At 49.6% G+C, this 25,993-nt stretch carries 23 protein-coding genes; 14 read left to right on the top strand and 9 right to left on the bottom strand.

The window, feature by feature from the left end:
• Positions 1–2 precede the first annotated feature (2 nt).
• From hupB to bolA, 6 genes are all read right to left on the bottom strand, one after another.
• Positions 3–275, bottom strand: a complete 273-nt coding sequence (gene hupB, locus IO95_RS02225) for a nucleoid-associated protein HU-beta (protein ID WP_023488975.1) — start codon at positions 273–275, stop codon at positions 3–5.
• Positions 276–586: 311 nt separating this feature from the next.
• Entirely contained in the window at positions 587–2,941 is a 2,355-nt protein-coding gene (lon, locus tag IO95_RS02230) for an endopeptidase La (RefSeq protein ID WP_023488974.1), read from the bottom strand.
• 190 nt (positions 2,942–3,131) lie between these two features.
• The gene (clpX, locus tag IO95_RS02235; RefSeq protein WP_023488973.1) at positions 3,132–4,403 is read right to left on the bottom strand and encodes an ATP-dependent protease ATP-binding subunit ClpX; all 1,272 of its coding nucleotides are present in this window, start codon (positions 4,401–4,403) and stop codon (positions 3,132–3,134) included.
• A gap of 378 nt (positions 4,404–4,781) precedes the next feature.
• Positions 4,782–5,405 carry an ATP-dependent Clp endopeptidase proteolytic subunit ClpP gene (gene clpP / locus IO95_RS02240; RefSeq protein WP_023488972.1) on the bottom strand — a complete coding sequence of 208 codons (624 nt, stop codon included), beginning with the start codon at positions 5,403–5,405 and terminating at the stop codon, positions 4,782–4,784.
• Between the two features lie 414 nt (positions 5,406–5,819).
• The gene (tig, locus tag IO95_RS02245) at positions 5,820–7,124 is read right to left on the bottom strand and encodes a trigger factor (protein ID WP_023488934.1); all 1,305 of its coding nucleotides are present in this window, start codon (positions 7,122–7,124) and stop codon (positions 5,820–5,822) included.
• Between the two features lie 306 nt (positions 7,125–7,430).
• Positions 7,431–7,751, bottom strand: a complete 321-nt coding sequence (gene bolA / locus IO95_RS02250) for a transcriptional regulator BolA (protein WP_023488933.1) — start codon at positions 7,749–7,751, stop codon at positions 7,431–7,433.
• Positions 7,752–8,103: 352 nt separating this feature from the next.
• Here bolA and IO95_RS02255 point away from each other — a divergent pair, with 352 nt between their 5' ends.
• The 8 genes from IO95_RS02255 to IO95_RS02290 all read left to right on the top strand — a co-directional run bounded on the left by IO95_RS02255 (position 8,104) and on the right by IO95_RS02290 (position 17,172).
• Positions 8,104–8,682 carry a lipoprotein gene (locus IO95_RS02255; protein ID WP_023488932.1) on the top strand — a complete coding sequence of 193 codons (579 nt, stop codon included), beginning with the start codon at positions 8,104–8,106 and terminating at the stop codon, positions 8,680–8,682.
• A gap of 117 nt (positions 8,683–8,799) precedes the next feature.
• Positions 8,800–10,278, top strand: a complete 1,479-nt coding sequence (gene ampG / locus IO95_RS02260) for a muropeptide MFS transporter AmpG (protein ID WP_037383626.1) — start codon at positions 8,800–8,802, stop codon at positions 10,276–10,278.
• 425 nt (positions 10,279–10,703) lie between these two features.
• Positions 10,704–11,654: a cytochrome o ubiquinol oxidase subunit II gene (cyoA, locus tag IO95_RS02265; protein WP_037383629.1), complete on the top strand. Its 951-nt coding sequence runs from the start codon at positions 10,704–10,706 to the stop codon at positions 11,652–11,654.
• Between the two features lie 4 nt (positions 11,655–11,658).
• Complete coding sequence (cyoB, locus tag IO95_RS02270; protein WP_023490612.1) at positions 11,659–13,650, top strand: cytochrome o ubiquinol oxidase subunit I; 1,992 nt, start codon at positions 11,659–11,661, stop codon at positions 13,648–13,650.
• Complete coding sequence (locus tag IO95_RS02275) at positions 13,640–14,260, top strand: cytochrome o ubiquinol oxidase subunit III (RefSeq protein WP_023490613.1); 621 nt, start codon at positions 13,640–13,642, stop codon at positions 14,258–14,260. Before cyoB ends, IO95_RS02275 begins: the two co-directional genes overlap by 11 nt.
• A complete protein-coding gene (locus IO95_RS02280; RefSeq protein WP_023490614.1) occupies positions 14,257–14,595 on the top strand; it encodes a cytochrome o ubiquinol oxidase subunit IV in 339 nt (112 codons plus the stop codon). Before IO95_RS02275 ends, IO95_RS02280 begins: the two co-directional genes overlap by 4 nt.
• Before the next feature lie 17 nt (positions 14,596–14,612).
• The gene (cyoE, locus tag IO95_RS02285) at positions 14,613–15,503 is read left to right on the top strand and encodes a heme o synthase (protein ID WP_023489514.1); all 891 of its coding nucleotides are present in this window, start codon (positions 14,613–14,615) and stop codon (positions 15,501–15,503) included.
• Positions 15,504–15,807: 304 nt separating this feature from the next.
• Positions 15,808–17,172 carry an MFS transporter gene (locus tag IO95_RS02290; protein ID WP_023489513.1) on the top strand — a complete coding sequence of 455 codons (1,365 nt, stop codon included), beginning with the start codon at positions 15,808–15,810 and terminating at the stop codon, positions 17,170–17,172.
• Between the two features lie 49 nt (positions 17,173–17,221).
• Here the strand turns inward: IO95_RS02290 and IO95_RS02295 are convergent, their stop codons facing one another.
• Positions 17,222–17,713, bottom strand: coding sequence for a YajQ family cyclic di-GMP-binding protein (locus tag IO95_RS02295; protein ID WP_023489512.1), 492 nt, complete (start codon positions 17,711–17,713; stop codon positions 17,222–17,224).
• Between the two features lie 186 nt (positions 17,714–17,899).
• Here IO95_RS02295 and panE point away from each other — a divergent pair, with 186 nt between their 5' ends.
• Complete coding sequence (panE, locus tag IO95_RS02300) at positions 17,900–18,811, top strand: 2-dehydropantoate 2-reductase (protein ID WP_023489511.1); 912 nt, start codon at positions 17,900–17,902, stop codon at positions 18,809–18,811.
• Positions 18,774–19,364: a protein deglycase YajL gene (gene yajL, locus IO95_RS02305; protein ID WP_023489510.1), complete on the top strand. Its 591-nt coding sequence runs from the start codon at positions 18,774–18,776 to the stop codon at positions 19,362–19,364. Before panE ends, yajL begins: the two co-directional genes overlap by 38 nt.
• 44 nt (positions 19,365–19,408) lie before the next feature.
• Here yajL and thiI read toward each other — a convergent pair whose 3' ends face one another.
• A complete protein-coding gene (gene thiI / locus IO95_RS02310; RefSeq protein ID WP_023489509.1) occupies positions 19,409–20,857 on the bottom strand; it encodes a tRNA uracil 4-sulfurtransferase ThiI in 1,449 nt (482 codons plus the stop codon).
• Positions 20,858–21,082: 225 nt separating this feature from the next.
• On the opposite strand from thiI, the gene xseB reads away from it, so the two are divergent.
• The 4 genes from xseB (at position 21,083) to IO95_RS02330 (ending at position 25,370) form a co-directional block, all read left to right on the top strand.
• Positions 21,083–21,346: an exodeoxyribonuclease VII small subunit gene (gene xseB, locus IO95_RS02315; protein ID WP_023489508.1), complete on the top strand. Its 264-nt coding sequence runs from the start codon at positions 21,083–21,085 to the stop codon at positions 21,344–21,346.
• A gap of 5 nt (positions 21,347–21,351) precedes the next feature.
• On the top strand, positions 21,352–22,254 hold the full coding sequence (ispA, locus tag IO95_RS02320; RefSeq protein ID WP_023489507.1) for a (2E,6E)-farnesyl diphosphate synthase: 903 nt from the start codon (positions 21,352–21,354) through the stop codon (positions 22,252–22,254).
• Positions 22,255–22,493: 239 nt separating this feature from the next.
• Positions 22,494–24,356, top strand: coding sequence for a 1-deoxy-D-xylulose-5-phosphate synthase (gene dxs / locus IO95_RS02325; RefSeq protein ID WP_023489506.1), 1,863 nt, complete (start codon positions 22,494–22,496; stop codon positions 24,354–24,356).
• A gap of 39 nt (positions 24,357–24,395) precedes the next feature.
• Positions 24,396–25,370 carry an aldo/keto reductase gene (locus tag IO95_RS02330; protein WP_023489505.1) on the top strand — a complete coding sequence of 325 codons (975 nt, stop codon included), beginning with the start codon at positions 24,396–24,398 and terminating at the stop codon, positions 25,368–25,370.
• Positions 25,371–25,493: 123 nt separating this feature from the next.
• On the opposite strand, the gene pgpA is transcribed toward IO95_RS02330, so the two are convergent.
• Entirely contained in the window at positions 25,494–25,991 is a 498-nt protein-coding gene (pgpA, locus tag IO95_RS02335) for a phosphatidylglycerophosphatase A (protein ID WP_023489504.1), read from the bottom strand.
• Between the last annotated feature and the right edge of the window lie 2 nt (positions 25,992–25,993).

The following is a 25,993-nucleotide window of genomic DNA, read 5'->3' on the forward strand; positions in this document are numbered from 1 at the left end:
AATCAGTTTACTGCATCTTTCAGCGCTTTCCCTGCACGGAAAGCAGGAACTTTGGCTGCCGCAATTTTAATCTCTTTGCCAGTTTGCGGGTTACGGCCAGTACGAGCTGAACGCTCACGCACGGTGAAAGAACCGAATCCTACCAAAGCTACATCATCCCCTTCTTTCAAGGATTCAGTAACAGATACAATGATTGCATCTAAAGCACGGCCAGCGGCCGCTTTGGAAATATTTGCACCAGCAGCAATTTTGTCGATCAATTGTGACTTATTCACTCTATCATCCCCTCTAGAATTCAAACGTCGCACCGAAGAATCCCTACGGTTACGACAGCGCAGCTTTTATATCAATCCCATCGAACCTTGGCAAGCCATCAATACATCCACCCATCATCAATAAAACTGCGGCGGTGTTGGCGCAAACGCTGTTCAAAACGCGATGCGTTTTATCCGGCAACTTCATTGAACTTGAGTAGACTGGCAAAACACGGCCCAACGATGTTCTAACTTAGCGGCACATAAAAATGCTGGCAAGTGAGAAATGCCTTGCCAGCATAAGTTTTCTCAATGGTTTTTGCTATCCGTCACTATTTTGCCGCAACAGGTTGCATACCGAAAGCCGGATTCTGCAATGCAATGCTGAAAACCTCATCGATTTTCTGTACTGGATGGATCTCCAGATCAGCGATCACGTTATCTGGGATCTCTTCCAGATCACGCTTGTTCTCATAAGGGATCAGCACGATTTTAATCCCACCACGATGTGCCGCCAGCAGTTTCTCTTTCAGACCACCGATCGGCAACACCTGACCCCGCAACGTGATTTCGCCGGTCATTGCCACATCGGCACGAACTGGGTTACCCGTTAAACAAGACACCAGCGCGGTACACATGGCAATACCGGCACTCGGGCCATCTTTCGGCGTTGCCCCTTCCGGTACATGAACGTGAATATCGCGCTTTTCATAAAAGTCGGCATTAATACCCAACTTCTCTGCACGTGCGCGTACTACGGTCAATGCAGCCTGAATAGACTCTTGCATTACCTCCCCCAAGGAACCGGTATAAGTCAGTTTGCCTTTACCGGGGACACAGGCAGTTTCAATCGTCAGCAGATCACCACCGACCTCAGTCCACGCCAACCCCGTCACCTGACCAACACGGTTCTCGGTATCTGCACGGCCATAATCAACCCGCTGCACACCGAGATACTCCTTCAGGTTTTCACCATTAATTTCAATATGCTTAAGCTTTTTGTCCATCAACAGCGATTTCACTGCTTTACGACACAGCTTGGAGATTTCACGCTCCAGACTACGCACCCCAGCTTCGCGGGTGTAATAGCGGATAATGCCGATGATAGCGCTGTCATCAACCGTCAACTCCCCTTTCTTAAGCGCATTACGCTCAATCTGCTTGGGCAACAGATGCTGCTTGGCGATGTTCAGCTTTTCATCTTCGGTATAACCGGAAAGACGAATCACTTCCATGCGATCAAGCAGTGGTGCTGGGATATTCATCGAGTTTGACGTTGCAACAAACATCACATCAGACAAATCGTAATCCACTTCCAGATAGTGATCGTTAAACGCCACATTCTGTTCCGGATCCAACACCTCCAACAAGGCAGAGGCCGGATCGCCACGCATGTCCGATGACATTTTATCAATCTCATCAAGCAGGAATAGCGGGTTTTTCACCCCGACCTTGGCCATTTTCTGGATCAGTTTACCCGGCATGGAACCGATATAAGTCCGGCGGTGACCACGGATCTCCGCTTCATCACGTACCCCGCCCAGAGCCATACGCACATATTCACGCCCCGTGGCACGCGCTATAGATTGGCCCAGTGACGTTTTACCCACACCAGGAGGCCCAACCAGACAAAGGATCGGCCCCTTGATTTTGCTGACCCGGCTTTGAACCGCGAGATATTCAAGAATGCGATCTTTAACGCGCTCCAGACCATAATGGTCGGTATCCAGTATTTCCTGCGCTTTGACCAGATCTTTTTTCACTTTACTGCGCGCATTCCAGGGTACTTGCAACATCCAATCAATATAGCCACGGACGACAGTCGCTTCCGCAGACATCGGCGACATCATTTTCAGCTTCTGCAGTTCCGCTTCTGTTTTCTCACGCGCTTCTTTCGGCATTTTCGCCGCTTCTATCTTGCGCTTGAGTGCTTCGTGTTCATCTGGCGTATCATCCATCTCGCCCAGCTCTTTCTGAATGGCCTTCATTTGCTCATTCAGATAGTACTCCCGCTGGCTCTTTTCCATCTGTTTCTTGACGCGATTACGGATGCGTTTCTCGACCTGTAACAGATCAATTTCCGACTCCATCATCGCCATCAGATACTCTAGGCGCTCACTGATATCTGACATTTCCAGCACCGACTGTTTGTCATTCAGCTTCAGTGGCATATGCGCAGCAATAGTATCCGCCAGACGGTCAGCATCATCGATGCTGTTCAATGATGTCAGCACCTCCGGTGGAATTTTTTTGTTCAGCTTGATATAGCCTTCAAACTGATTAATTGCAGTACGCGTCAAAACTTCTTGTTCGCGCTCATCAATCGGCGGTGATACAAGATATTCTGCTTGTGCTGCAAAGTGTTCTCCGCTATCGGAAAGCGTGGTAATACGCGCACGCTGTAGGCCCTCCACCAGCACTTTAACTGTGCCATCCGGCAACTTCAGCATCTGTAAAATCGACGCTACTGTCCCCACAGAGAACAAATCATTAATGCCAGGTTCATCCGTCGAAGCCTCTTTCTGTGCCACCAGCATGATCTTTTTGTCGTGATCCATCGCGGCTTCGAGGCACCGAATCGATTTTTCCCTGCCAACAAATAACGGGATCACCATATGCGGATATACCACCACATCGCGCAATGGTAAAACGGGGATTTCAATGCGTTCGGAACGCTCAAGGTTCATAGAGCTCTCTCTTAGGTTATTTTCCGCCAGGATTAGGAATCTCATGAGACGCAAGCATCAAACGTGTCACAAAACCTGAATCAAGAGTATATGGGGATGATCTTCATACATTCAACGGCAGAATGCAGAGAAAAAAAATGGGGGACAGAATCCCCCATTTTACCATTAACTCGCTGACTTGGCTGAGCAATTATTCGCCAGAAGCTTGTGCTTCCGGTTTGCCATAAATCAACAACGGCTTGGATTGACCATCAATGACTGATTCGTCAATCACCACTTTATCCACGCTTTCCAACGAAGGAAGGTCATACATGGTATCCAGCAATGCCCCTTCAACGATGGAGCGCAGACCACGAGCACCGGTCTTACGCGTCATGGCTTTCTTGGCAATGGCCGTCAACGCCTCCTCACGGAATTCCAGCTCTACCCCTTCAAGGTTGAACAGCGCCTGATACTGCTTGGTCAGGGCGTTTTTCGGCTCTTTAAGGATCTGAATAAGGGCTTCTTCATTCAGCTCGCTGAGTGTCGCTACCACCGGTAAGCGACCAATAAATTCCGGAATCAGACCAAATTTGATCAAATCCTCCGGCTCAACCTGCAATAGCAGTTCACTTTCCGTGGCTTTTTCTGTCTCACCCTTCACGGTGGCACCGAAACCGATACCAGAACTGGTATTTACCCGCTGACCAATCACTTTGTCCAGACCCGCAAAGGCACCACCACAGATAAACAGGATCTTCGAGGTATCAACCTGTAAAAACTCCTGCTGCGGATGCTTACGCCCACCTTGCGGCGGTACTGCAGCAATGGTGCCCTCGATCAGTTTCAGCAATGCCTGCTGTACACCTTCCCCTGAAACGTCGCGGGTAATGGATGGGTTGTCTGATTTACGTGAAATTTTGTCGATTTCATCGATATAGACAATACCACGCTGGGCTTTCTGTACGTCGTAGTCACATTTCTGTAGCAGCTTCTGGATAATGTTCTCGACATCTTCCCCCACGTAGCCCGCTTCAGTCAGTGTCGTCGCATCAGCCATGGTGAAAGGGACATCCAGCAAACGAGCCAACGTTTCCGCCAATAAGGTTTTGCCGCTGCCCGTCGGGCCAATCAACAGAATATTACTTTTTCCCAATTCTATACCGTCACTGACATCGCTGTTACGCAGGCGTTTGTAGTGGTTATAAACGGCTACAGCCAATACTTTTTTTGCCGGTTCCTGGCCAATAACATAATCGTCCAGATGGTGACGGATTTCGTGCGGTGTTGGCAATGAGTTGCGCTCGCGATGCGGGGCAACCTCTTTAATCTCTTCGCGAATAATGTCGTTACACAAATCAACACATTCATCGCAGATATACACTGACGGGCCAGCAATCAACTTACGCACTTCGTGTTGGCTTTTGCCACAGAAAGAGCAGTACAGTAGTTTGCCTGAACCATCTTTGCGCTTATCTGTCATGAGTCAAACCTCTTCTTTTGTCTTTGCCCCGCAGGGTTCCACGGCGGCAGCATCCCCAAACATTATATTGGCAATGCCGATAATGCAATTTATAGCAAGCTATGCACACTATAGCTTATACCCATCGTCATTCAAGTTGGCTGCAACCGGAATAAACCAGTGTATATACCCTTCATAATTCAAGTTGCTTGGGTGTTAGCTGCAATTACTCGCCTCCGCCATGAGGCTCGCCCCTATCGGGGCCACTGTAAACAGCGTTCAAATCCGCTCCTGGCTGATTTGTCTGTCACCCCAGTCACATAGTTATCTATGCTCCTGGGGATGCAATCGCTAGCCGCCTACCAGCAAATCGAATTATTTTGGTATTACACTTAGGGGTTAACTGCGGTGGGTCAAAATATCGTCAACCAGGCCATAGTCTTTCGCCTCTTGTGCCGTCATAAAGCGATCACGTTCGGTGTCAGCTTCAATCTGCTCCAGTGTTTTTCCACTATGCTGGGCCAGCAGTGTATTCATCCGTTCTTTCACTTTCAGAATTTCACGCGCATGGATTTCAATATCTGTCGCTTGGCCCTGATAGCCGCCCAACGGCTGGTGGATCATGACCTTGGAATTTGGCAGGCAGAAACGCTTACCTTTGGTCCCCGCAGTCAGCAGGAATGACCCCATGGAACAAGCCTGCCCCATACAAATGGTGCTGACATCCGGCTTAATAAACTGCATGGTATCATAGATGGACATACCTGCCGTAATCACCCCGCCCGGCGAGTTGATGTACAGAAAAATGTCTTTCTCTGGGCTTTCTGCTTCAAGGAACAGCATCTGTGCCACGATCAGATTCGCCATATAGTCTTCAACCTGACCCGTCAGGAAAATAATGCGCTCTTTCAGCAGGCGGGAATAGATATCGTAAGAACGCTCGCCGCGGGAAGTCTGCTCTACCACCATTGGCACCAGTGCCATGTTAGGTACAAATTGATCTCGTTCGCCACTGTATGACATTACCGTCTCCTAATAGAAATTGCCTTGGCGCTATTGTCTGTCGATTCTACTTTAGAACAGCCTTCATGACTATGCTCAAGCTATACTCAAACTATTGACAAACTGCACACCTATTTTTCGATATCACAACCTGCTTATTGTCACTCTTGTTCTGAAATAAATCGTTCTGAGATAAATCGTGCTGCGATAAATAGCTCTGAGATATATTGTTCTAAGATAATCAGTTAGGCAGCAAAAAAAAAAGCCCGTAACCAAGGCTACAGGCTCTTTCAAGGAACCAACGATAACTCCCCGCCTTCATACTACACCTTCACACTACAGCATAGCTGGCGACAGTTGCTCGGTTGTTTGACCAGAATCAGTCACGGTGAACTCAAACAGTGTTTGAGCCACCTCTCTGGTCTGAAACCTGCATTAGCCCTGTTGAGGCTGGTTCATCAGTTCGGTGAACGTTGTCGCTTTTTCAGTGACTTTTGCTTTAGCCAGCAAGCATTCAACGGCTTGCTCTTCCAAAGCAACGTTACGCATATTATTCATCAGTTCTTTGTTCTGGCTATAGAACTCAATCACTTCACTTGGATCTTCGTAGGCGGAAGCCATTTCTTCGATCAAGGCTTTAACGCGGTCTTCGTCAGCTTTCAATTCGTGCTGGCTGATCACTTCACCCAACAGCAAACCGACAACCACACGGCGTTTAGCTTGCTCAGCAAACAGTTCACGTGGTAATTCCAACGCTTGCTTCTCATTGCCACCGAAACGCTGGGCAGCCTGGCGACGCAGAACGTCAACTTCACCATCAATCAGGGCTGCTGGCACGTCGATTTCATTAGCCTTCACCAGGCCATCAATCGCCTGAGACTTGATACGATTACGCACCGCACCTTTCAGTTCGCGCTCCATGTTTTTACGCACTTCAGCACGCAAACCCTCGAGAGAACCATCAGCAACACCAAAACGCTGGATAAACTCTTCAGTCAGTTCCGGTAGTTCACGAACTTCGACTTTCTTCAGCACAATGGCGAATTTAGCCGCTTTACCTTTCAGATTTTCAGCATGGTAATCTTCAGGGAAATTGACGTCGATGACAAACTCGTCACCCGCTTTGTGACCCACCAGACCTTCTTCAAAACCTGGGATCATGCGGCCCTGGCCCATCGCCAGAACGAAATCGGCGGCTTTGCCACCTTCAAACACTTCACCATCAATGGAACCAGTAAAGTCAACAGTCGCACGATCTTCCGCTGTCACTGCGGCATCCGTTGCTTTCCAGCTTGCTTGCTGCTTACGCAGGGTTTCCAGCATGGTATCAACATCTGCGTCGTTAACTTCAACAACAGGTTTTTCAACCTCGATGCTTTCCAGACCTTTCAACTCAACTTCTGGATAGACTTCAAACTCAACGGCGAAAGCGAAATCTACGCCTTCTTGATATTCACCGGGTACGTAGTTAGGTGCGCCAGCCGGGTTAATTTTTTCTTTGATGATCGCGTCAACAAAGTTACGTTGCATCAAATCGCCCAGCACATCCTGACGAACAGAAGCACCATAACGTTGTTCAACAATATTCAACGGCACTTTGCCTTTACGGAAACCGTCGATACGCACGTTTTTCGCCGCATTGATCAGCTCTTTCTTAACCGCCTGATTGATAACATCAGCGGGAACAGTAATAGAGAGACGGCGCCCAAGGCCTTGAGTGGTTTCTACTGAAACTTGCATCTTGTTACCTCAAAAAAATCAAAGTGCTCGGTCAACTCCGTTGCAAGAACCAGGACGGCTAGATTAAAAACCGAGTTCCCTGATATCAAGAGCGTCCCGAAACCATTCCGGAAAAATAAGACGCGACATTATAGCGGCGCAAACGTAGCTAGTCGAGGATAGCGAGCAGATACGCGCATGTTAATATTCATACGTCTTCAGGTTTTCACCTCGATAGCCCAAAAAATTCTCGTTGCCAGCCAAAACACCGCGCGGGTTGTCTCCCGATCGCCGCCTGACTGGCCTTGCTTGAACTTGGGGCTATTTTTATGCCAAACCGCCCCCACCACCACGGCAAGGAGGTGAAGTGAGTACCTTATCTTCTAAGGCTTCCCACTCTTTAGGGGTATAGGTATGGAGCGCCAGCGCATGGACGCCATTCGCCAACTCATCTGCCAACAAAGTATAAATGGCGCGATGGCGTGCCAATATACGCTCACCGGCAAAACGATCGCTGACTACCACTACATTGAAATGGCTTTCTGACCCCGGTAAGACATGGTGGCGATAACTTTCATCAACGACCTCCAGGTACTCCGGCGCCAATGCCGTGTTCAACTTAGTTTCTATTTGTTGCTTACGTAACATACAACCTCCACACCCTGGCAAGCCGCCCTAGCAACTCAATATACCTATCGTTATCCAAGCTGCAAAGAGGACGGCATCGTTCTAACAGAGGATTTACTTATCTCATCACGGTATAGCGTCAGCCTGAAGGCCAACATCAACTTGAATTAACTACACGATAAAAATTTACCTTACAACGACGTTCAATACTTCCCCCTGCTGTCGGCAATGTTATGATGGCGGCAATTTGTTGTTGGCTATACTCTTCATTTTTCAGGTTACAGGGGTATGGGCTACGCAAATTCCGCTGAGCTTATAGTGCCGCGGTTTGAACAATGACGAGTATAAAATTAGGATTGATGAGACAGTCAATATGTTAAAAAAACTTTATGTTCCTTTATTGGCCGTATTAATGCTCGCTGGATGCGCCACCAGTAACAATACGCTAAATATTACCCCAACCATGGTGCTGCCACAGCAGGATCCCACCCTGCAAGGCGTCACAGTCAGCATTAATGGTGCTGACCAACGCGCTGATCAAGCATTGGCTAAAGTCAATCGCGATGGTCAGTTGGTCACCCTCACGCCTTCTCGCGATCTGCGTTTCCTGCTGCAAGAAGTGCTGGAAAAACAGATGACCGCCCGTGGCTATATGGTTGGCCCAGATGGCGCGGTTGATCTGCAGATCATTGTGAATACGCTGTTTGCCGATGTTTCTGAAGGTAACTTGCGTTATAACATTACCGCCAAAGCGGATATCTCAATCATCGCCCAGGCGAAGAATGGCAGCAAACAGGTAAAAAACTACCGCGCGACTTATAATGTTCAGGGGGCTTTCGTCGCCTCCAACGACAAGATTACCAAGACGGTCAATACGGTATTGGGCGATGTCATTGCCGATATGGCAAAAGACACCAGTATCAATGATTTTATCAAGCAAAACGCACGTTAATCCGTTTTACCCTGGAGCATTCAGGTTGCAAACATGACCATGTGTCTGCAACCTGGTGTATAAGAGGCAAAACGCTTTGTGCTACCCAGGCAACTGGGTGGCACAACCAAGGACCTCATGGCAAAACAGTATCTCAATCTATTTACCCAGCGTAACTCCATCATTCTTCTGGTTCTGGGCTTTGCCTCTGGCCTGCCGTTGGCCCTCACCTCGGGGACACTGCAAGCCTGGATGACCGTCGAAAATATCGATCTGAAGACCATCGGTTTCTTCTCACTGGTGGGGCAAGCCTATGTATTCAAGTTTCTTTGGTCACCGTTTATGGACCGCTACACCCCGCCATTGTTTGGGCGGCGACGCGGCTGGTTGTTAATCAGCCAGATTTTGCTGGTAGTGGCCATTGTCAGCATGGGGTTTATGAACCCGACGCAACATTTGTGGTGGCTGGCGGCCTTAGCCGTATTAGTGGCTTTCTGTTCTGCATCACAGGATATTGTTTTTGATGCTTATAAGACTGACCTCTTACCAGCGAATGAACGAGGGTCTGGAGCCGCAATTTCTGTGCTGGGTTATCGCTTGGCGATGCTGGTTTCTGGTGGATTGGCCCTGTGGCTGGCAGACCGCTATTTAGGTTGGCAACACACATACTGGTTAATGGCCGCGCTGATGCTGTTCGGCATTGTGGCCACACTAATGGCACCCGAGCCGGACGACAGTATCCCGGCACCGCGCACCATGGAACAAGCGGTAGTCGCCCCCTTACGTGACTTCTTCGGCCGTAATAATGCCTGGCTGATCCTGCTGCTGATTGTGATGTATAAAATGGGGGATGCCTTTGCCGGTAGCCTGAGTACCACTTTTCTGATCCGTGGTGTCGGGTTTGATGCGGGTGAAGTCGGGCTGGTCAACAAAACCCTTGGCCTGTTCGCCACCATTGTTGGTGCCTTGCTCGGTGGGGTGTTAATGCAACGCCTGAGCCTGTTCCAGGCCTTGATGCTGTTTGGTATACTGCAAGCGGTTTCCAACATCGGCTATTGGTTGTTAGCCATCACCGATAAAAACATCCTCTCCATGGGCAGTGCTATTTTTCTTGAGAACCTGTGTGGTGGTATGGGTACCGCTGCGTTTGTCGCCCTACTGATGACATTGTGTAATAAATCGTTCTCTGCTACCCAATTTGCCCTGTTGTCAGCACTCTCGGCGGTTGGCCGCGTCTATGTCGGCCCCATTGCAGGTTGGTTTGTTGAACTTCATGGCTGGCCGCTATTCTACCTGTTCTCTATTGTGGCAGCGCTACCCGGTTTACTACTGTTGCTCATTTGCCGACAAACCCTGGAATACACTCAACGTACCGATGACTTTATGCCACGAACACTGTTCAATGGCACTTATCGCTGGGCGTTACGTCTGCTCGGTGTGGGCTGTTCGTTACTGGGTTTATGGCTAATATTGCTGATTTTCAATGCGCTGGGGTTAAGCCAGTGGCCTGATATAGCAACCGTATTCCTACGCAGTGGCGCGCTACTCAGCCTGGTGGGGATTATCATGGGTAGCCTGTTAGACTATCTGGCATTGCGTCGCACGCCATTGACTTGACTGTTTTTTGTTCAGTTAAAGCACATCAAAAAGAATAAATTTATTTTATGAGACGAAAAGTGTAGCAACTCGGAATATTTTTACCTGAGTTGTGCACTTGGGAATAAAATAAATACCACAATAAATAGTTACTTATTTAACATTAAATAAACATTTATTTTCTACTTAACCTCAAGCTCCTCCTCCAAGTTGTTCTCTATTCCCTTGGTTTTCCTTAAGATAGTGCCGTTTTTCGCTATTTGACTCGCCAATATATTGTTGCTATTGGCAAATTTCCACACAATGTAATAGATGTGACCCTCTTAACAGAAAGCGGCAGCAAAGCACTGACGATCCCTTAAGTATATTTACAGTACTGTAACCTTCCCGTAAAATGCCCGGCACACATGAAACGACAATTGAACCTTGGTAATTGGGGTCGTTAGATGAGACTTAAGAAATACAGCAAAAGTATTGGGATATTATCCTTAATCGCCACCACATTGATGTTGAGTGGTTGTGATACGGTTCTAATGGATCCCAAGGGAGCAATCGGTGTCGAACAACGGACACTGATCCTGACTGCGATTGGCTTAATGTTAATCGTGGTCGTTCCCGTGATTTTTATGACGATAATCTTCGCCTGGAAGTATCGCGCTTCCAACCAATCGGCTAAATACACGCCGAACTGGTCGCACTCCAACAAGATTGAAGCGGTCGTCTGGACTATTCCCATCATTATCATCCTGATTCTTGGGACCATTACCTGGAAAACCACTCACTCCCTGGACCCATACAAGCCGATTGTTACCGACAAGAAGCCAATGACCATTGAAGTGATATCGTTGGACTGGAAATGGTTGTTTATCTATCCAGAACAAGGGATTGCCACTGTTAATGAAATCGCTTTCCCGAAAGATGTCCCGGTGGAATTTAAAGTTTCCTCGGACTCGGTCATGAACTCGTTCTTCATTCCTCAGTTGGGCGGGCAGATTTATGCCATGCCTGGGATGCAAACCAAACTGCACTTGATTGGCAACACCGCGGGCAAATACGATGGTATTTCCAGCAGCTACAGCGGTCATGGTTTCTCCGGCATGAAGTTTACCGCCATTGTCACCCCTACCGAGGGCGAGTTTAACCAGTGGGTTGCCAAGGTGAAAGCCTCGCCTAAAAACCTCGATACCATCGGTGACTTCAATAAGCTGGCGGAACAAAGTGAAAACCATCCGGTGACGTATTTCTCCAGTGTCAAACCTAATTTGTTCCAAGAAACCATTGCCAAATTCATGGGCCATATGCATATGCCTGCAGGTAGCGCAAACAGTGAACATAAAGGGATGACTATGAGCCAGGACATGGGCGAGCATACTCATCACGCCGGAGCTGAGGAATAATCTGATGTTGGGAAAATTAACACTTAACGCACTACCGTTCCATGAACCCATTGTGATGGTTACCGTTGCGGCAATTGTCATTGGTGGGCTGGCACTGCTGGCACTGATCACCTATCTCGGCAAGTGGACCTGGCTATGGCGCGAATGGCTGACGTCAGTTGACCATAAAAAAATCGGTATCATGTACATCATCGTAGCACTGGTGATGCTGGTACGTGGTTTTGCTGATGCGGTGATGATGCGTGGCCAACAGGCGCTTGCTTCTGCGGGTGAAGCAGGTTTTCTACCGGCGCATCACTATGACCAGATTTTTACCGCCCACGGCGTGATCATGATCTTCTTCGTCGCGATGCCGCTGGTGATCGGGTTAATAAACCTGGTGGTGCCACTACAAATCGGTGCCCGTGATGTAGCCTATCCATTCCTCAACTCCCTGAGCTTCTGGTTGTTTCTTGTCGGGGTAGTATTGGTTGATATCTCTCTCGCCGTTGGGGAATTTGCACAAACCGGCTGGTTGGCTTACCCCCCTCTTTCCGGTATAGAGTACAGTCCCGGCGTCGGGGTTGATTACTGGATCTGGAGTTTGCAAATATCAGGCGTCGGTACCCTGCTGACTGGGGTGAACTTCTTCGCAACGATCATCAAAATGCGTGCCCCTGGTATGTCACTGATGAAGATGCCAGTGTTCACTTGGACTGCATTGTGCGCCAACATCCTGATTATTATCTCATTCCCGATCCTGACCGTCACTATCGCGCTGTTAACCCTGGACCGCTACCTGGGCACCCATTTCTTCACTAATGATATGGGTGGCAACATGATGATGTACATCAACCTGATTTGGGCCTGGGGCCATCCAGAGGTGTATATCCTGGTTCTGCCAGTGTTTGGTGTCTTCTCGGAAGTGACCGCCACCTTCTCAAGAAAACGGTTGTTCGGCTATACCTCTCTGGTCTGGGCAACAGTGGTGATTACACTACTGTCATTTATTGTCTGGCTGCACCACTTCTTTACCATGGGCAGTGGCGCCAACGTTAATGCCTTCTTTGGTATCGCCACGATGATCATTTCCATCCCGACCGGGGTGAAAATTTTCAACTGGCTGTTCACCATGTATCAGGGACGCATTCAGTACACCTCCCCCATGCTGTGGACCGTCGGTTTTATCGTCACCTTCTCCATTGGTGGGATGACCGGTGTACTGTTGGCGGTACCCGGTGCCAACTTTGTGCTGCACAACAGTCTGTTCCTGATTGCCCACTTCCATAATGTGATCATTGGTGGTGTGGTGTTTGGCTGCTTCGCCGGTCTGACCTACTGGTTCCCCAAAGCCTTCGGTTTCCGCTTGAATGAAACCTGGGGGATCCGCGCATTCTGGTTCTGGATCATCGGCTTCTTTATTGCGTTCATGCCACTTTATGTCTTGGGCTTTATGGGCATGACTCGCCGCCTGAGCCAGAATATCAACCCTGAGTTCCACTCAATGCTGCTGATTGCGGCATGTGGTGCAGTGTTGATTTTCTGTGGTGTGCTATGCCAAATCACGCAAGTGATCGTCAGTATCCGTGATCGTGAGAAGAACCGCGACCTCACTGGCGACCCATGGGATGCTCGTACCTTGGAGTGGTCAACCTCTTCACCGCCACCGTTCTATAACTTTGCCGTGGTACCAGAAATCCATGATCGCGATGCCTTCTGGGACATGAAAGAGAAAGGTGAGGCTTACAAGAAACCCGCCAAGTACGAACCGATTCATATGCCGAGAAATACCAGTGCAGGTGTCGTTATTGCCGCCTTTAGCCTGGTGTTTGGCTTCGCCATGATATGGCATATCTGGTGGATGGCGATTGTTGGCTTTGCAGGCATAATCATTACCTGGATTGCCAAGAGCTTCGATGAAGATGTTGATTACTATGTCCCGGTCGATGAAATCGAGCGCATTGAAAGCCAACACGATGAACAAATCAGCAAAGCAGGCGTAAACCATGTCAACTGATACTCTGACGAACCATCATAACGTTGCCCATGCTGCGCACGGGCACCACGATACAGGGGAAACCAAAGTCTTCGGATTTTGGATCTACCTGATGAGCGACTGTATTTTGTTTGCGAGTTTGTTCGCAACCTATGCAGTCTTGGTAAATGGGACCGCCGGTGGTCCCTCTGGTAAAGATATCTTCGACCTGAATTTTGTTCTGGTTGAAACTTTCTTGCTGCTGTTCAGCTCCATCACCTTTGGCATGGCCATGGTCGGCATGAATAAGGGCAAGGTTAGCAGTGTCAATATCTGGTTACTGCTCACCTTCCTGTTCGGCCTTGGCTTCATGGCAATGGAAATCTATGAATTCCACCATCTGATCTCCCAAGGGTATGGCCCAGACCGCAGTGCGTTCCTCTCCAGCTTCTTTGCACTTGTGGGTACTCATGGTCTGCACGTCACCATCGGTCTGGTGTGGATCATTACTATGATGCTCCACCTCAGCAGACGTGGCCTGACAGCTATCAATAAAACCCGTATGATGTGTCTGAGCCTGTTCTGGCACTTCCTCGATGTGGTCTGGATCTGTGTATTTACCGTTGTCTACCTACTGGGGGTTATGTCATGAGCCATTCATCCCATCAAACCTCACACGGTGGTGCAAGCCATGGCAGCGTGAAGTCATATATGATCGGCTTTATTCTGTCGATCATCCTGACGGTCATTCCATTTGCAATGGTGATGAGTGGCTCCGCTGCTCCGTCCACCATCTTGGCGGTGGTCGTCGGCACGGCGGTGATCCAGGTGATCGTTCACCTGGTTTACTTCCTACATATGAATACCTCTTCAGAAGAGCGTTGGAATCTGGTGGCGTTAGTGTTCACCGCTGTCATTATCGGTATCGTGGTTGTTGGTTCACTTTGGATTATGTACAACCTCAATATCAATATGATGGTCGATTAATAGCAGAGCGGTGTGTGATGATTAAGCAATACCTGCAAGTAACCAAGCCAGGAATTATTTTCGGCAATCTTATCTCGGTGATTGGGGGATTTCTGCTCGCTTCCAAAGGGAGTATCGACTACTCCCTGTTTTTCTCTACCCTGTTAGGGGTGTCATTGGTGGTGGCCTCGGGCTGTGTATTTAACAATTACATCGACCGTGACATCGACAAAAAGATGGAGAGAACCAAAAACCGGGTGTTGGTAAAAGGCCTGATTGCGCCGAATGTCAGCCTGATTTACGCGACCCTGTTGGGTATTGCTGGTTTCACCCTGCTGTATATTGCCGCCAACCCGCTGGCCATGTGGCTGGCGGTGATGGGTTTTGTGGTTTACGTGGGTGTTTATAGCCTCTATATGAAGCGCCATTCAGTCTACGGTACACTGATTGGCAGCCTATCGGGTGCTGCGCCCCCGGTGATTGGCTATTGTGCGGTCACCAACGAGTTTGATGCTGGTGCTTTGATCTTGTTGGCCATATTCAGCCTGTGGCAGATGCCCCACTCTTATGCCATTGCCATCTTCCGGCTGAAAGATTATCAGGCAGCCAATATCCCGGTACTGCCGGTGGTGAAGGGCATTTCCGTTGCCAAGAACCACATCACAGTCTATATCCTGGCGTTTATGGTTGCCACGCTGATGCTGACCTTGGTAGGTTATGCCGGTTACAGATATCTGATTGTGGCTGCGGCGGTGAGCGTATGGTGGTTGGGCATGGCCCTACGTGGTTATAAAGCGGAAAATGACAGTATCTGGGCACGCAAACTGTTTATCTTCTCGATTGTTGCCATTACCTCACTCAGTGTGATGATGTCTATTGACTTCAATGCCAATACTGCACCAGGCGCCTTGTTGACCTATATTGGGTAATGCAGATAGTTGGCAATAATTTCTATCACCATCCATGTCACCAGCCCTTTTAACCCTTATGAAGCTAACGGTTGCCAGTCAGTTGAACCGTTAGCGTCAAGGGTAAGGTATATACCCAATGACCATCAGCCCTGATCGAAAATAATCTGGGGATAACATTAACATCTGTTAAACAACATTCACTTCCCCCTCCCCCGCTACACGCTCTAGAATACACGCATCTAGAATGATGCCACTTTGACCAATTATTCCATCAGGCTTGCTGCTTTAGCTGATCAGATGTGTGAGTTTTATTGAGGTCCCAATGAACGACAATATCATGACCCCCAAAGAACGGCGGGCTACCTGGGGATTAGGAGCGGTGTTTTCACTGCGCATGTTAGGCATGTTTATGGTGCTGCCGGTGCTCACCACCTATGGTATGGCACTGCAGGGTGCCAGTGAGACGTTAATTGGCATCGCCATTGGCATCTATGGCTTGGCACAAGCCCTGTTCCAGATCCCTTTCGGACTGGTTTCTGATCGTATTGGCCGTAAACCGTTGATCGTCGGTGGTCTGCTGATTTTTGCCCTGGGGAGTGTCATCGCGGCGCTCAGTGACTCCATCTGGGGAATTATTCTTGGCCGTGCTTTGCAAGGTTCTGGGGCAATAGCCGCTGCAGTAATGGCGCTGCTATCCGATTTAACCCGCGAACAGAACCGTACCAAAGCAATGGCGTTTATCGGGGTTAGTTTCGGGCTCACCTTTGCTTGCGCGATGGTGGTTGGCCCTATCGTGACTCATGCTTTCGGTTTACAAGCTCTATTCTGGATGATTGCGCTCTTAGCCTTAGCCGGGATCGTCATTACGCTGGCGGTGGTGCCATCCACCCGTGATCACGTATTAAACCGTGAATCCAGCATGGTACGGGGCAGCTTCAGCAAAGTACTGAACAATCCGCGCCTGTTAAAACTCAACTTCGGCATCATGTGCCTGCATATTTTGTTGATGTCGAGCTTTGTCGCCCTGCCGCTGGCGATGCAACAAGCGGGATTAGCGGCCAGTAATCACTGGAAGGTTTACCTGGTGACGATGCTGGTCTCATTTGCCACCATCGTGCCTTTTATCATCTATGCCGAAAAATACCGCCGTATGAAACAGGTATTTATGGGCTGTGTGGCGGTATTATTTTGCGCCGAAGTGGTGCTCTGGCGCTCTGGCCTGCATTTGTGGGCCATCATCGCTGGCATACAGTTATTCTTTATCGCTTTCAATGTGATGGAAGCTATTCTACCTTCGCTGATCAGTAAAGAAGCTCCAGCCGGTTATAAAGGCACTGCAATGGGGGTTTACTCCACCAGTCAATTTATTGGTGTGGCGATTGGCGGCAGTGTCGGGGGGTGGCTATATAGCCTGCAAGGTACCGGGTTGGTGTTTATTGCTGGAGCCGGGCTTGCCGCCATCTGGTTTGTCGTCAGTAGCACCATGAAAGAGCCGCCTTATGTCAGCAGTTTGCGCATTACGCTCTGTGAACTGGCAGTGAAAGATTCGGCCTTGCAACACCGTTTAATGGCGCAACCTGGGGTCACTGAAGCCATCGTGGTACCCGAAGAACGCAGTGCCTATATCAAGGTTGATACCAAACAGACCAACCGGGGCCAATTAGAAGCATTGGTCAATGCATATTGATATCCACCGAAGATAAATTTGGGCCGACCATCCATCGGCCCGATATAACTCAATCGCGGAAGTTTTTAAACTGGAAGGGTTGACCAAGGTCGGCACCACGCACCAGTGCCATCACGCCTTGCAGGTCGTCACGGGATTTACCGGTCACCCGCACTTCGTCACCCTGAATTTGCACCTGCACCTTCAGCTTGCTGTCTTTGATTAGCTTGACGATTTTTTTCGCCAGGCTGGTTTCAATACCTTGCTTAAGCTTGGCTTCAACGCTGTAGGTTTTGCCGCTATGCGTCAGCTCGTCCGGGATCTCCAGCGCACCTCCATCAATACTGCGCTTACTCAGTTTCTCACGCAAAATATCCAGCAATTGTTGCACCTGAAAATCGGACTCGCTGGCCACTTTAATGCTTTCATTCTTTTCATTCAGCTCAAAACTGGCTGGTACGTTACGAAAATCCCAACGGGTGCTGAGATCGCGGCTGGCGTTCTCAACCGCATTACGCACTTCCTGCATATCTATTTCGGAAACGATGTCGAAAGATGGCATATATCCTCCACCAAAATGGGTAACCTATGATTTTGATGCCCTGAATCATACCTGCTTTGTTACAGTAGATAAAATGTTACAGTAGGCAAAATTTCGATGTCAGTACTGAGCCTGAGGTTTATAATCGCACTCATTCAAGCTGCAGCCAGAAAACAGTTTAAACTCATTTGACGCCAAGGAGATAGAATGAAAATAACCATTCTTGGTTGCGGTGCCCTCGGGCAACTCTGGCTCGCCAGACTCTATCAACAAGGTCACGATGTACAGGGGTGGTTACGGGTACCCTCGCCATTTTGTGCAGTCAATATTATTGAGCCAGGCGGTACTTCATTTAACCATAATTTACCCACTAACGATCCTGAACATTTATCGCAAAGTGAGCTGCTGCTGGTCACGCTTAAAGCTTGGCAGATTTCTGGCGCGTTAACCCTGCTACTCCCCAAGCTCAACCCACATTGTGCTATTTTACTGTTACATAATGGCTTGGGTACTGTTGATGAATTACCGCCGCACAGCCAACCGGTGTTGCAAGGGACCACGACCCATGCGGCTCGCCATGATGGTAATGCCATTATCCATGTTGCCAATGGGATCACCCATATCGGCCCGGCAACATCACAAGCCGCCCATCTGAGTCATTTAGCAGAAGTACTGCATCAGGCATTGCCCGATGTCGCTTGGCATAACCATATCGCCGCTGCCTGCTGGCGCAAATTGGCCGTGAACTGTGTCATCAACCCACTCACCGTGCTGTATAACTGCCACAATGGCGATCTGCAACGCTATCCCCAACAGATAGAGCTTATCTGCCACGAAATTGCCGAGGTGATGGAAAGAGAGGGGTACCATACTTCATGTGAAGGTCTGATGCTCTATGTGATGCAAGTGATCGAGAACACAGCGGACAATATCTCTTCTATGCTGCAGGATATCCGTAGCCAACGGCATACCGAGGTCGACTATATCACCGGTTATTTACTGCGTCGTGGCCGCAAGCATGGTATCTCCCTGCCGGAAAATACCCGGTTGTTTGAAATGATTAAACAAAAGGAAAACGAGTATGAGCGTATCGGCGCTGGTCTGTCTGGCTCCTGGTAGTGAAGAAACCGAAGCCGTTACCACCATTGACTTGTTGGTGCGCGCCGGGGTTAGCGTGACCACCGCCAGCGTCGCGGGTGACGGCAACCTAACCATTACCTGTTCCCGTGGGGTAAAACTGCTGGCCGATGCACCGCTGGTGGCCATTGTTGATGACCCTTTTGATGCCATCGTGCTACCGGGTGGCATCAAAGGGGCCGAGTGTTTCCGCGATAGCCCCTTGCTGGTAGAGAAAGTGCGTCAAATGCACCTACAAGGGAAGATTGTAGCGGCTATCTGTGCTGCCCCAGCGTTGGTATTACAACACCATAATCTGTTCCCCATCAGCAATATGACCGGCTTCCCAGGGTTAAAAGAGCAGATCCCACCGGCCAACTGGCTGGAACGGCGCGTGGTGTTTGATGCGCGAGTGAATCTGCTGACCAGCCAAGGGCCTGGCACCTCAATGGAATTTGCTTTAAAGCTGATTGATTTATTGTTGGGCAAGAGCAAAGCGGCAGAGGTAGCAGCACAACTGGTACTGCTACCTGGCATGTACGATTTTAGTGATTGAGTGCCAAACCAGAAGCCCCCTCATTCACTCAGGCTGAGGGAAGGCTAAGGACGATAGACCTTAACGTTGGTATAGCCTTGCTCAAGCAGATAGAGCGCTTGCAGGCGACTCATCACCCCTCGATCACAATAGAGTAGGTAGGTTTTGCTCTGATCAAGCGCAGCAAATTGGCTACTCAACTTATAAAATGGCAGGGTCTTTACCTCTGCCTGGGTGATAGCAAGGGGTTTTTCTTCCTGTTCGTCGGCAGAACGAATATCCAGAATCACCTCATCAGCGGTAAATTCAGCCACCGTCTCCACCTCGGTAACCAGCTGCTGTGTTTCTTCAGCGATAGTGCGAATATCCACATTGCGCGCTTCACGCACCACACGATCGAGAATGGCAAAATCAAAGTTTGCCTCTTCTGCTTCAATCTTGCTTTTCACCGCTTTAACCGTTGGGCTCTTCGAAATCACGCCACAATATTCCGGCATGGTTTTGGCAAAATCCTCGGTACCGATTTCCCGCGCAAGATCAATAATGTGCTCTTTATCATGGGAGATCAGCGGGCGTAAGATCAAGGTATCAGAGACATTGTCAATCAGTCGCAGGTTGGTCAGGGTCTGGCTAGAGACCTGGCCCAGCGCTTCGCCGGTAACCAGTGCCTGCACGCCGTAACGTTCAGCCACCTGAGAAGCAGCGCGCACCATCATACGCTTGAGCACAACGCCCATCTGGCCGTCATCGACTTTTTCTAAAATCTCACCCACTACCGGCTCGAAGTCCACCGCCACAAAACGCACTTTGTGTGAGCTACCAAAGCGCTGCCATAAATAGTAGGCCACCTGCTTGACGCCAATTTCATGGGCCGCGCCCCCGAGATTAAAGAAGCAGTAATGTACACGGCAGCCACGACGCATCAGCATATAGCTTGATACGCCTGAATCAAAACCACCAGAAATCAGTGACAGCACATCTTCCTGCGTACCAATCGGATAACCACCCAGCCCTTCACGGCGTGCCTTAACCAGCATCAGTCGGTCGTCTTCGATCTCCAGATTTACCGTTACCTGTGGATGAGAAAGCTTAACCCGTGCCGTTTCGATATGCTGATTGAGCCCACCGCCAACATAACGTTCCACATCAATCGAACTAAACTCATGCTTACCACGGCGTTTGACACGCACACAAAACGTTTTACCTTCCAGTTGATCGCGATAAGTCGCTAACACCTGTTCAAAGATATTATGCATATCGGTATAAGTGCGATCTTCCACTTCCAGGATATGGTGAATACCGGGAATGCGCATCAACGCATCGGCAATCACCGGGCGTTGGTCCTCATCTTTGGCACGCACTTCGATAAAATCCCAGTGCCGTACCACCGCCAACGTTTCATCATACTGTTTAAGCACATTACGAATGTTAGTCGTCAGGATCTTGATAAAGCGCAAGCGCACAGATTGACTCTTGATAGTGATTTCTGGAAACAATTTAATGATAAACTTCATGGCGGTTTTTGATTGTCTGGTGGTCGTTAGATAATGGAAGAATAATTGCGGTGCGGAGTATATCACTATCTGATTATGCTACGTGCACAAAACCGAAGGTATCCGTCAATATTCCACCACCACGGGAATCAATTTAGCAAAAGAAGCGCCATGATTTACTGAACAAGATCCGCTAGGATAGGCTCTCTGACTCCACGCTTCATATGATGATGTAAAAACGAAATTATGGCTAAAAAACCGATACAATCAGACAGTAAAGAGCAAAACGTCAGCTTTGAGAACGCGTTGAGTGAACTTGAAAGTATTGTCGCACGCCTGGAGTCCGGCGAATTATCACTGGAAGATGCACTCAATGAGTTTGAGCGCGGCATACAACTGGCACGCCAAGGCCAGCAAAAACTGCAGCAGGCAGAGCAACGGGTAGAGATCCTGCTCAATGGTAATAGTGACGATGCTGCACTGGCTCCTTTTAATCCGGACGCTGAGTAATAACGATGTCTGAGTTCCAAGATCAGTTACAAGCTTTACGCCAGCGCAGTGATCGCGCCCTGCTGGCTTACCTTGCTCCCTTACCGCTCAATGAGGGCAACATGGTGGCAGCAATGCGCCACGGTGCATTGCTGGGCGGCAAACGGTTACGGCCATTTCTGGTGTATGCCAGCGGGCAGATGTTTGGCCTGAGCCTGGATAATCTGGATGCCCCCGCCGCCGCCGTGGAATGTATTCATGCCTATTCACTGATCCATGATGACTTACCCGCAATGGATGATGATGACCTCCGCCGAGGCCAACCCACCTGTCATATCAAGTTTGGTGAGGCTAACGCCATCCTGGCGGGTGATGCACTACAAACCCTGGCATTTTCTATTCTGGCAGATGCCCCCATGCCCGATGTATCATTGCATGACAGATTAGCGATGATCTCCGAACTGGCCAGTGCCAGTGGAGTTGCCGGTATGTGTGGCGGTCAGTCGCTGGATCTGGAAGCGGAAGGCAAGCAAATTGATTTATTGGCGCTGGAACAGATCCATCGCCATAAAACTGGTGCTCTCATCCGGGCGGCGGTTCGTCTGGGGGCACTGGCAGCCGGTGAGTCAGGGCGTGCCGCCTTGCCACAACTAGATCGTTATGCGGCCGCAATAGGGCTGGCATTTCAAGTGCAAGATGACATTCTGGATGTGGTAGGAGAAACAGCAAAGATCGGCAAACGCCAAGGCTCCGATCAACAACTTGGAAAGAGTACCTATCCTGCCCTTCTGGGACTTGACAGCGCAAAACTAAAAGCGTGGGATCTCTATCAAGAAGCGTTGACGGCTTTAGAGACTTTGGCCGCAAAAAACTATGACACCGCGCCATTACGTGCGTTAGCCAACTTCATTATTGAACGCGACAATTAACGTATAGCGTGATATACCCTGGCTCTTTCAAGTTGTAAGCAGGTAGTCATTGAGTGAAAAACACGCCTACTTAGCGGCAAATAGCCGCAAAGTGAAACTCGAGGTTGAACATCATCAATCTTCTGGGTTGGATGGCATCAGTCGCTCCCATAGAGAGTGGGCGTTTCATACTATGACAACGTGAATACACTATGACAACGTGAAATAGAAAGGGTAAACATCTCTGATATGAGTATCAAATGCCTATTGATATAACCAAATACCCGACCTTGGCACTAGCGGACACTCCACAAGAGTTGCGCTCCTTGCCAAAAGAAAGTTTGCCAAAACTCTGTGACGAGCTACGGCAATATCTGCTGAACAGCGTTAGCCGTTCCAGTGGTCATTTTGCTTCCGGGCTAGGTACTGTCGAACTGACGGTCGCGCTGCATTACGTTTACAACACGCCGTTTGATCACCTGGTCTGGGATGTAGGCCATCAAGCCTATCCACATAAAATCCTGACAGGTCGCCGTGATCGTATTGCCACTATCCGGCAAAAAAAAGGGCTGCATCCTTTCCCATGGCGCGGGGAAAGCGAATATGATGTGCTCAGTGTCGGCCACTCATCCACCTCAATCAGTGCTGGTCTGGGTTTGGCGGTAGCCGCCGCGCGGGAAGGGAAAGATCGCCGTACCGTCTGCGTGATTGGTGATGGTGCCATCACCGCGGGTATGGCATTTGAAGCCATGAATCACGCCGGGGATATCACCCCAGATATGCTGGTAGTACTCAACGACAATGAAATGTCGATCTCTGAAAACGTTGGAGCCCTGAATAATCATCTGGCACAACTGCTTTCAGGCAAGCTTTACTCCACACTGCGTGAAGGTGGCAAGAAAGTTCTCTCTGGCCTGCCCCCCATCAAAGAACTGCTCAAACGTACCGAAGAACACCTCAAAGGGATGGTGGTCCCTGGCACACTGTTCGAAGAGCTGGGGTTTAATTACATCGGCCCGGTAGATGGACACGATGTTCAAGGGCTGATCGCCACACTGAAGAACATGCGCGATCTGAAAGGGCCACAACTGCTGCATATCATGACCAAAAAAGGCCGTGGCTATGCCCCTGCGGAGAAGGACCCGATCAGTTTCCATGCGGTGCCCAAGTTCGATCCTGCCATCGGCACCTTGCCGAAAAGTGGCGGAGGGCTGCCAACCTATTCGACTATTTTTGGTCAGTGGTTATGCGAAACTGCCGCCGCTGACAGTCAACTGATGGCCATCACCCCCGCTATGCGTGAAGGTTCTGGCATGGTTCAGTTTTCCCGTGACTATCCTCAGCAGTATTTCGATGTCGCCATTGCCGAACAGCACGCGGTGACCTTTGCTGCTGGCTTGGCTATTGGTGGTTATAAGCCGGTGGTGGCGATCTACTCCACGTTTCTGCAACGTGCTTACGACCAGGTCATTCACGATGTGGCGATCCCCAACTTGCCAGTGATGTTTGCCATTGATCGTGGCGGTATAGTCGGTGCTGATGGTCAAACCCACCAAGGCGCATTCGACCTCTCATTCCTGCGTTGTATCCCCAATATGGTGATCATGACGCCAAGTGATGAAAACGAGTGTCGACAAATGTTGTATACCGGTTATCACTATAACGACGGCCCCAGTGCAGTCCGTTACCCGCGTGGTAATGGTACTGGCGCAGTACTGGAACCGCTGGCAAGCCTGCCGATCGGTAAAGGTGTGGTACGCCGCACCGGTGAAAAAATTGCCATCCTCAACTTCGGCACGCTATTACCGGAAGCGGCACAAGCCGCCGCAGCCCTCAATGCTACATTGGTGGATATGCGTTTTGTCAAACCGCTGGACCAACAACTGGTGCTAGAGATGGCCGCCAGTCATACAGCCCTGGTAACATTGGAAGAGAATGCCATTATGGGGGGCGCAGGCAGCGGCGTAAACGAGCTGTTGATGGCAAAACGCCAGCAGGTGCCGGTGCTAAATATTGGCTTACCTGATTATTTCATTCCTCAAGGTAATCAAGATGAGATCCGCAGTGATCTTGGTCTGGATGCTATCGGCATTCAACGCCAGATCGAGGCCTGGTTGGCGTGATGCCCTTGGGTTTGCTCGGTACACAGGAGATTATGAATTATGGAATATCTAAAACTGGGTAATACCGACCTGAACATTTCCCGTATCTGCCTGGGATGTATGACTTATGGTGAACCTTTACGGGGTAGCCACCCATGGACGCTACCGGAAGAGAACAGCCGCCCACTGATCAGACAGGCATTAGATATGGGTATCAACTTCTTTGATACCGCCAATAGTTACTCTGATGGCAGCAGTGAAGAAATTGTTGGCCGAGCCTTGCGTGACTACACCCGCCGCGAAGACGTGGTGATTGCCACCAAAGTCTATAATGCCATGAGCAATCTGGAGCGCGGGCTATCGCGCCCCAAGATTATGCAATCCATTGACGATAGCCTGCGGCGTCTGGGAACCGACTATGTGGATTTACTGCAAATCCACCGTTGGGATTACGAAACACCGATCGAAGAAACGTTGGAAGCACTGCATGACGTGGTGAAAGCCGGTAAAGCACGCTATATCGGGGCATCCTCAATGTATGCCTGGCAATTTGCCAAAGCGCTATACACTGCCGACCGCTATGGCTGGACGCGTTTTGTCAGCATGCAGGATCAATACAATCTAATCCAGCGGGAAGAAGAGCGGGAAATGTACCCGCTATGTGCCGCTGAAGGCATTGCGGTGCTCCCTTGGAGCCCGTTGGCGCGTGGCAGATTAACCCGCCCTTGGGGGGAAACTACCAAACGAATAGATTCCGATCTGTATGGTAAAACCTTGTATGTTGCCACTGAAGAGGTCGATGCCCAGATTGCCGGACATGTGGCCAGCATCGCAGAACAACGCGGCGTTCCACGAGCACAGGTCGCCCTGGCTTGGCTGTTGAGTAAATCTGTGGTGACTGCACCGATTATTGGTGCTTCACGTAGTGAACACCTGTTGGATGCCGTTGCCGCCATTGATCTTAAGCTGACAGTGCAAGAAATTGCCCAATTAGAAACGGCTTATGTACCACATCAGGTGGTCGGTTTTGCATAAGTAGTAGGTTTTGCCTAACCGCCAATCTTGAGTCAGCGAAAGTGACCTGTAGAGGCGCACACTGAGGTGCGCCTTTATCGATAGCGGTTCACTGGAGACGCAGCTTGAATGGCAACAAGGCTATCACCACCATCCGCTCGGCCAATAATACCCCATCAGATAAATCACCACGGCAGCCAGCACACCGGCGATGATATCATCAATCATGATCCCCAAGCCGCCATGCAGATTGCGGTCAAACCAGCGAATCGGCCATGGCTTCCAGATATCAAGAATACGGAACACCACAAACCCGCTAATGACCCATTGCCAGTTGTGGACCGGTAACATCATTAAGGTGATCCACATACCGACAAATTCATCCCAGACGATGCTGCCATGATCATCCACCTGCATATCTTTGGAGGTTTTATGGCACAGATAAATACCGATGCCGCTACTGAATATCAGCACCAATAAATAAAGCGGCCAGGGTAACTGGATCAACAACAACCAGAACGGAATGGCAGCAATCGACCCCATGGTCCCTGGCATAATCGGCGACAATCCACTGCCAAAACCGGTCGCCAGCAGATGCCATGGGTTGCTCATACGTAGCCGGGACTTCGCTTCATCTTTCATGA

The sequence above is a fragment of the Serratia sp. DD3 genome (assembly GCF_000496755.2).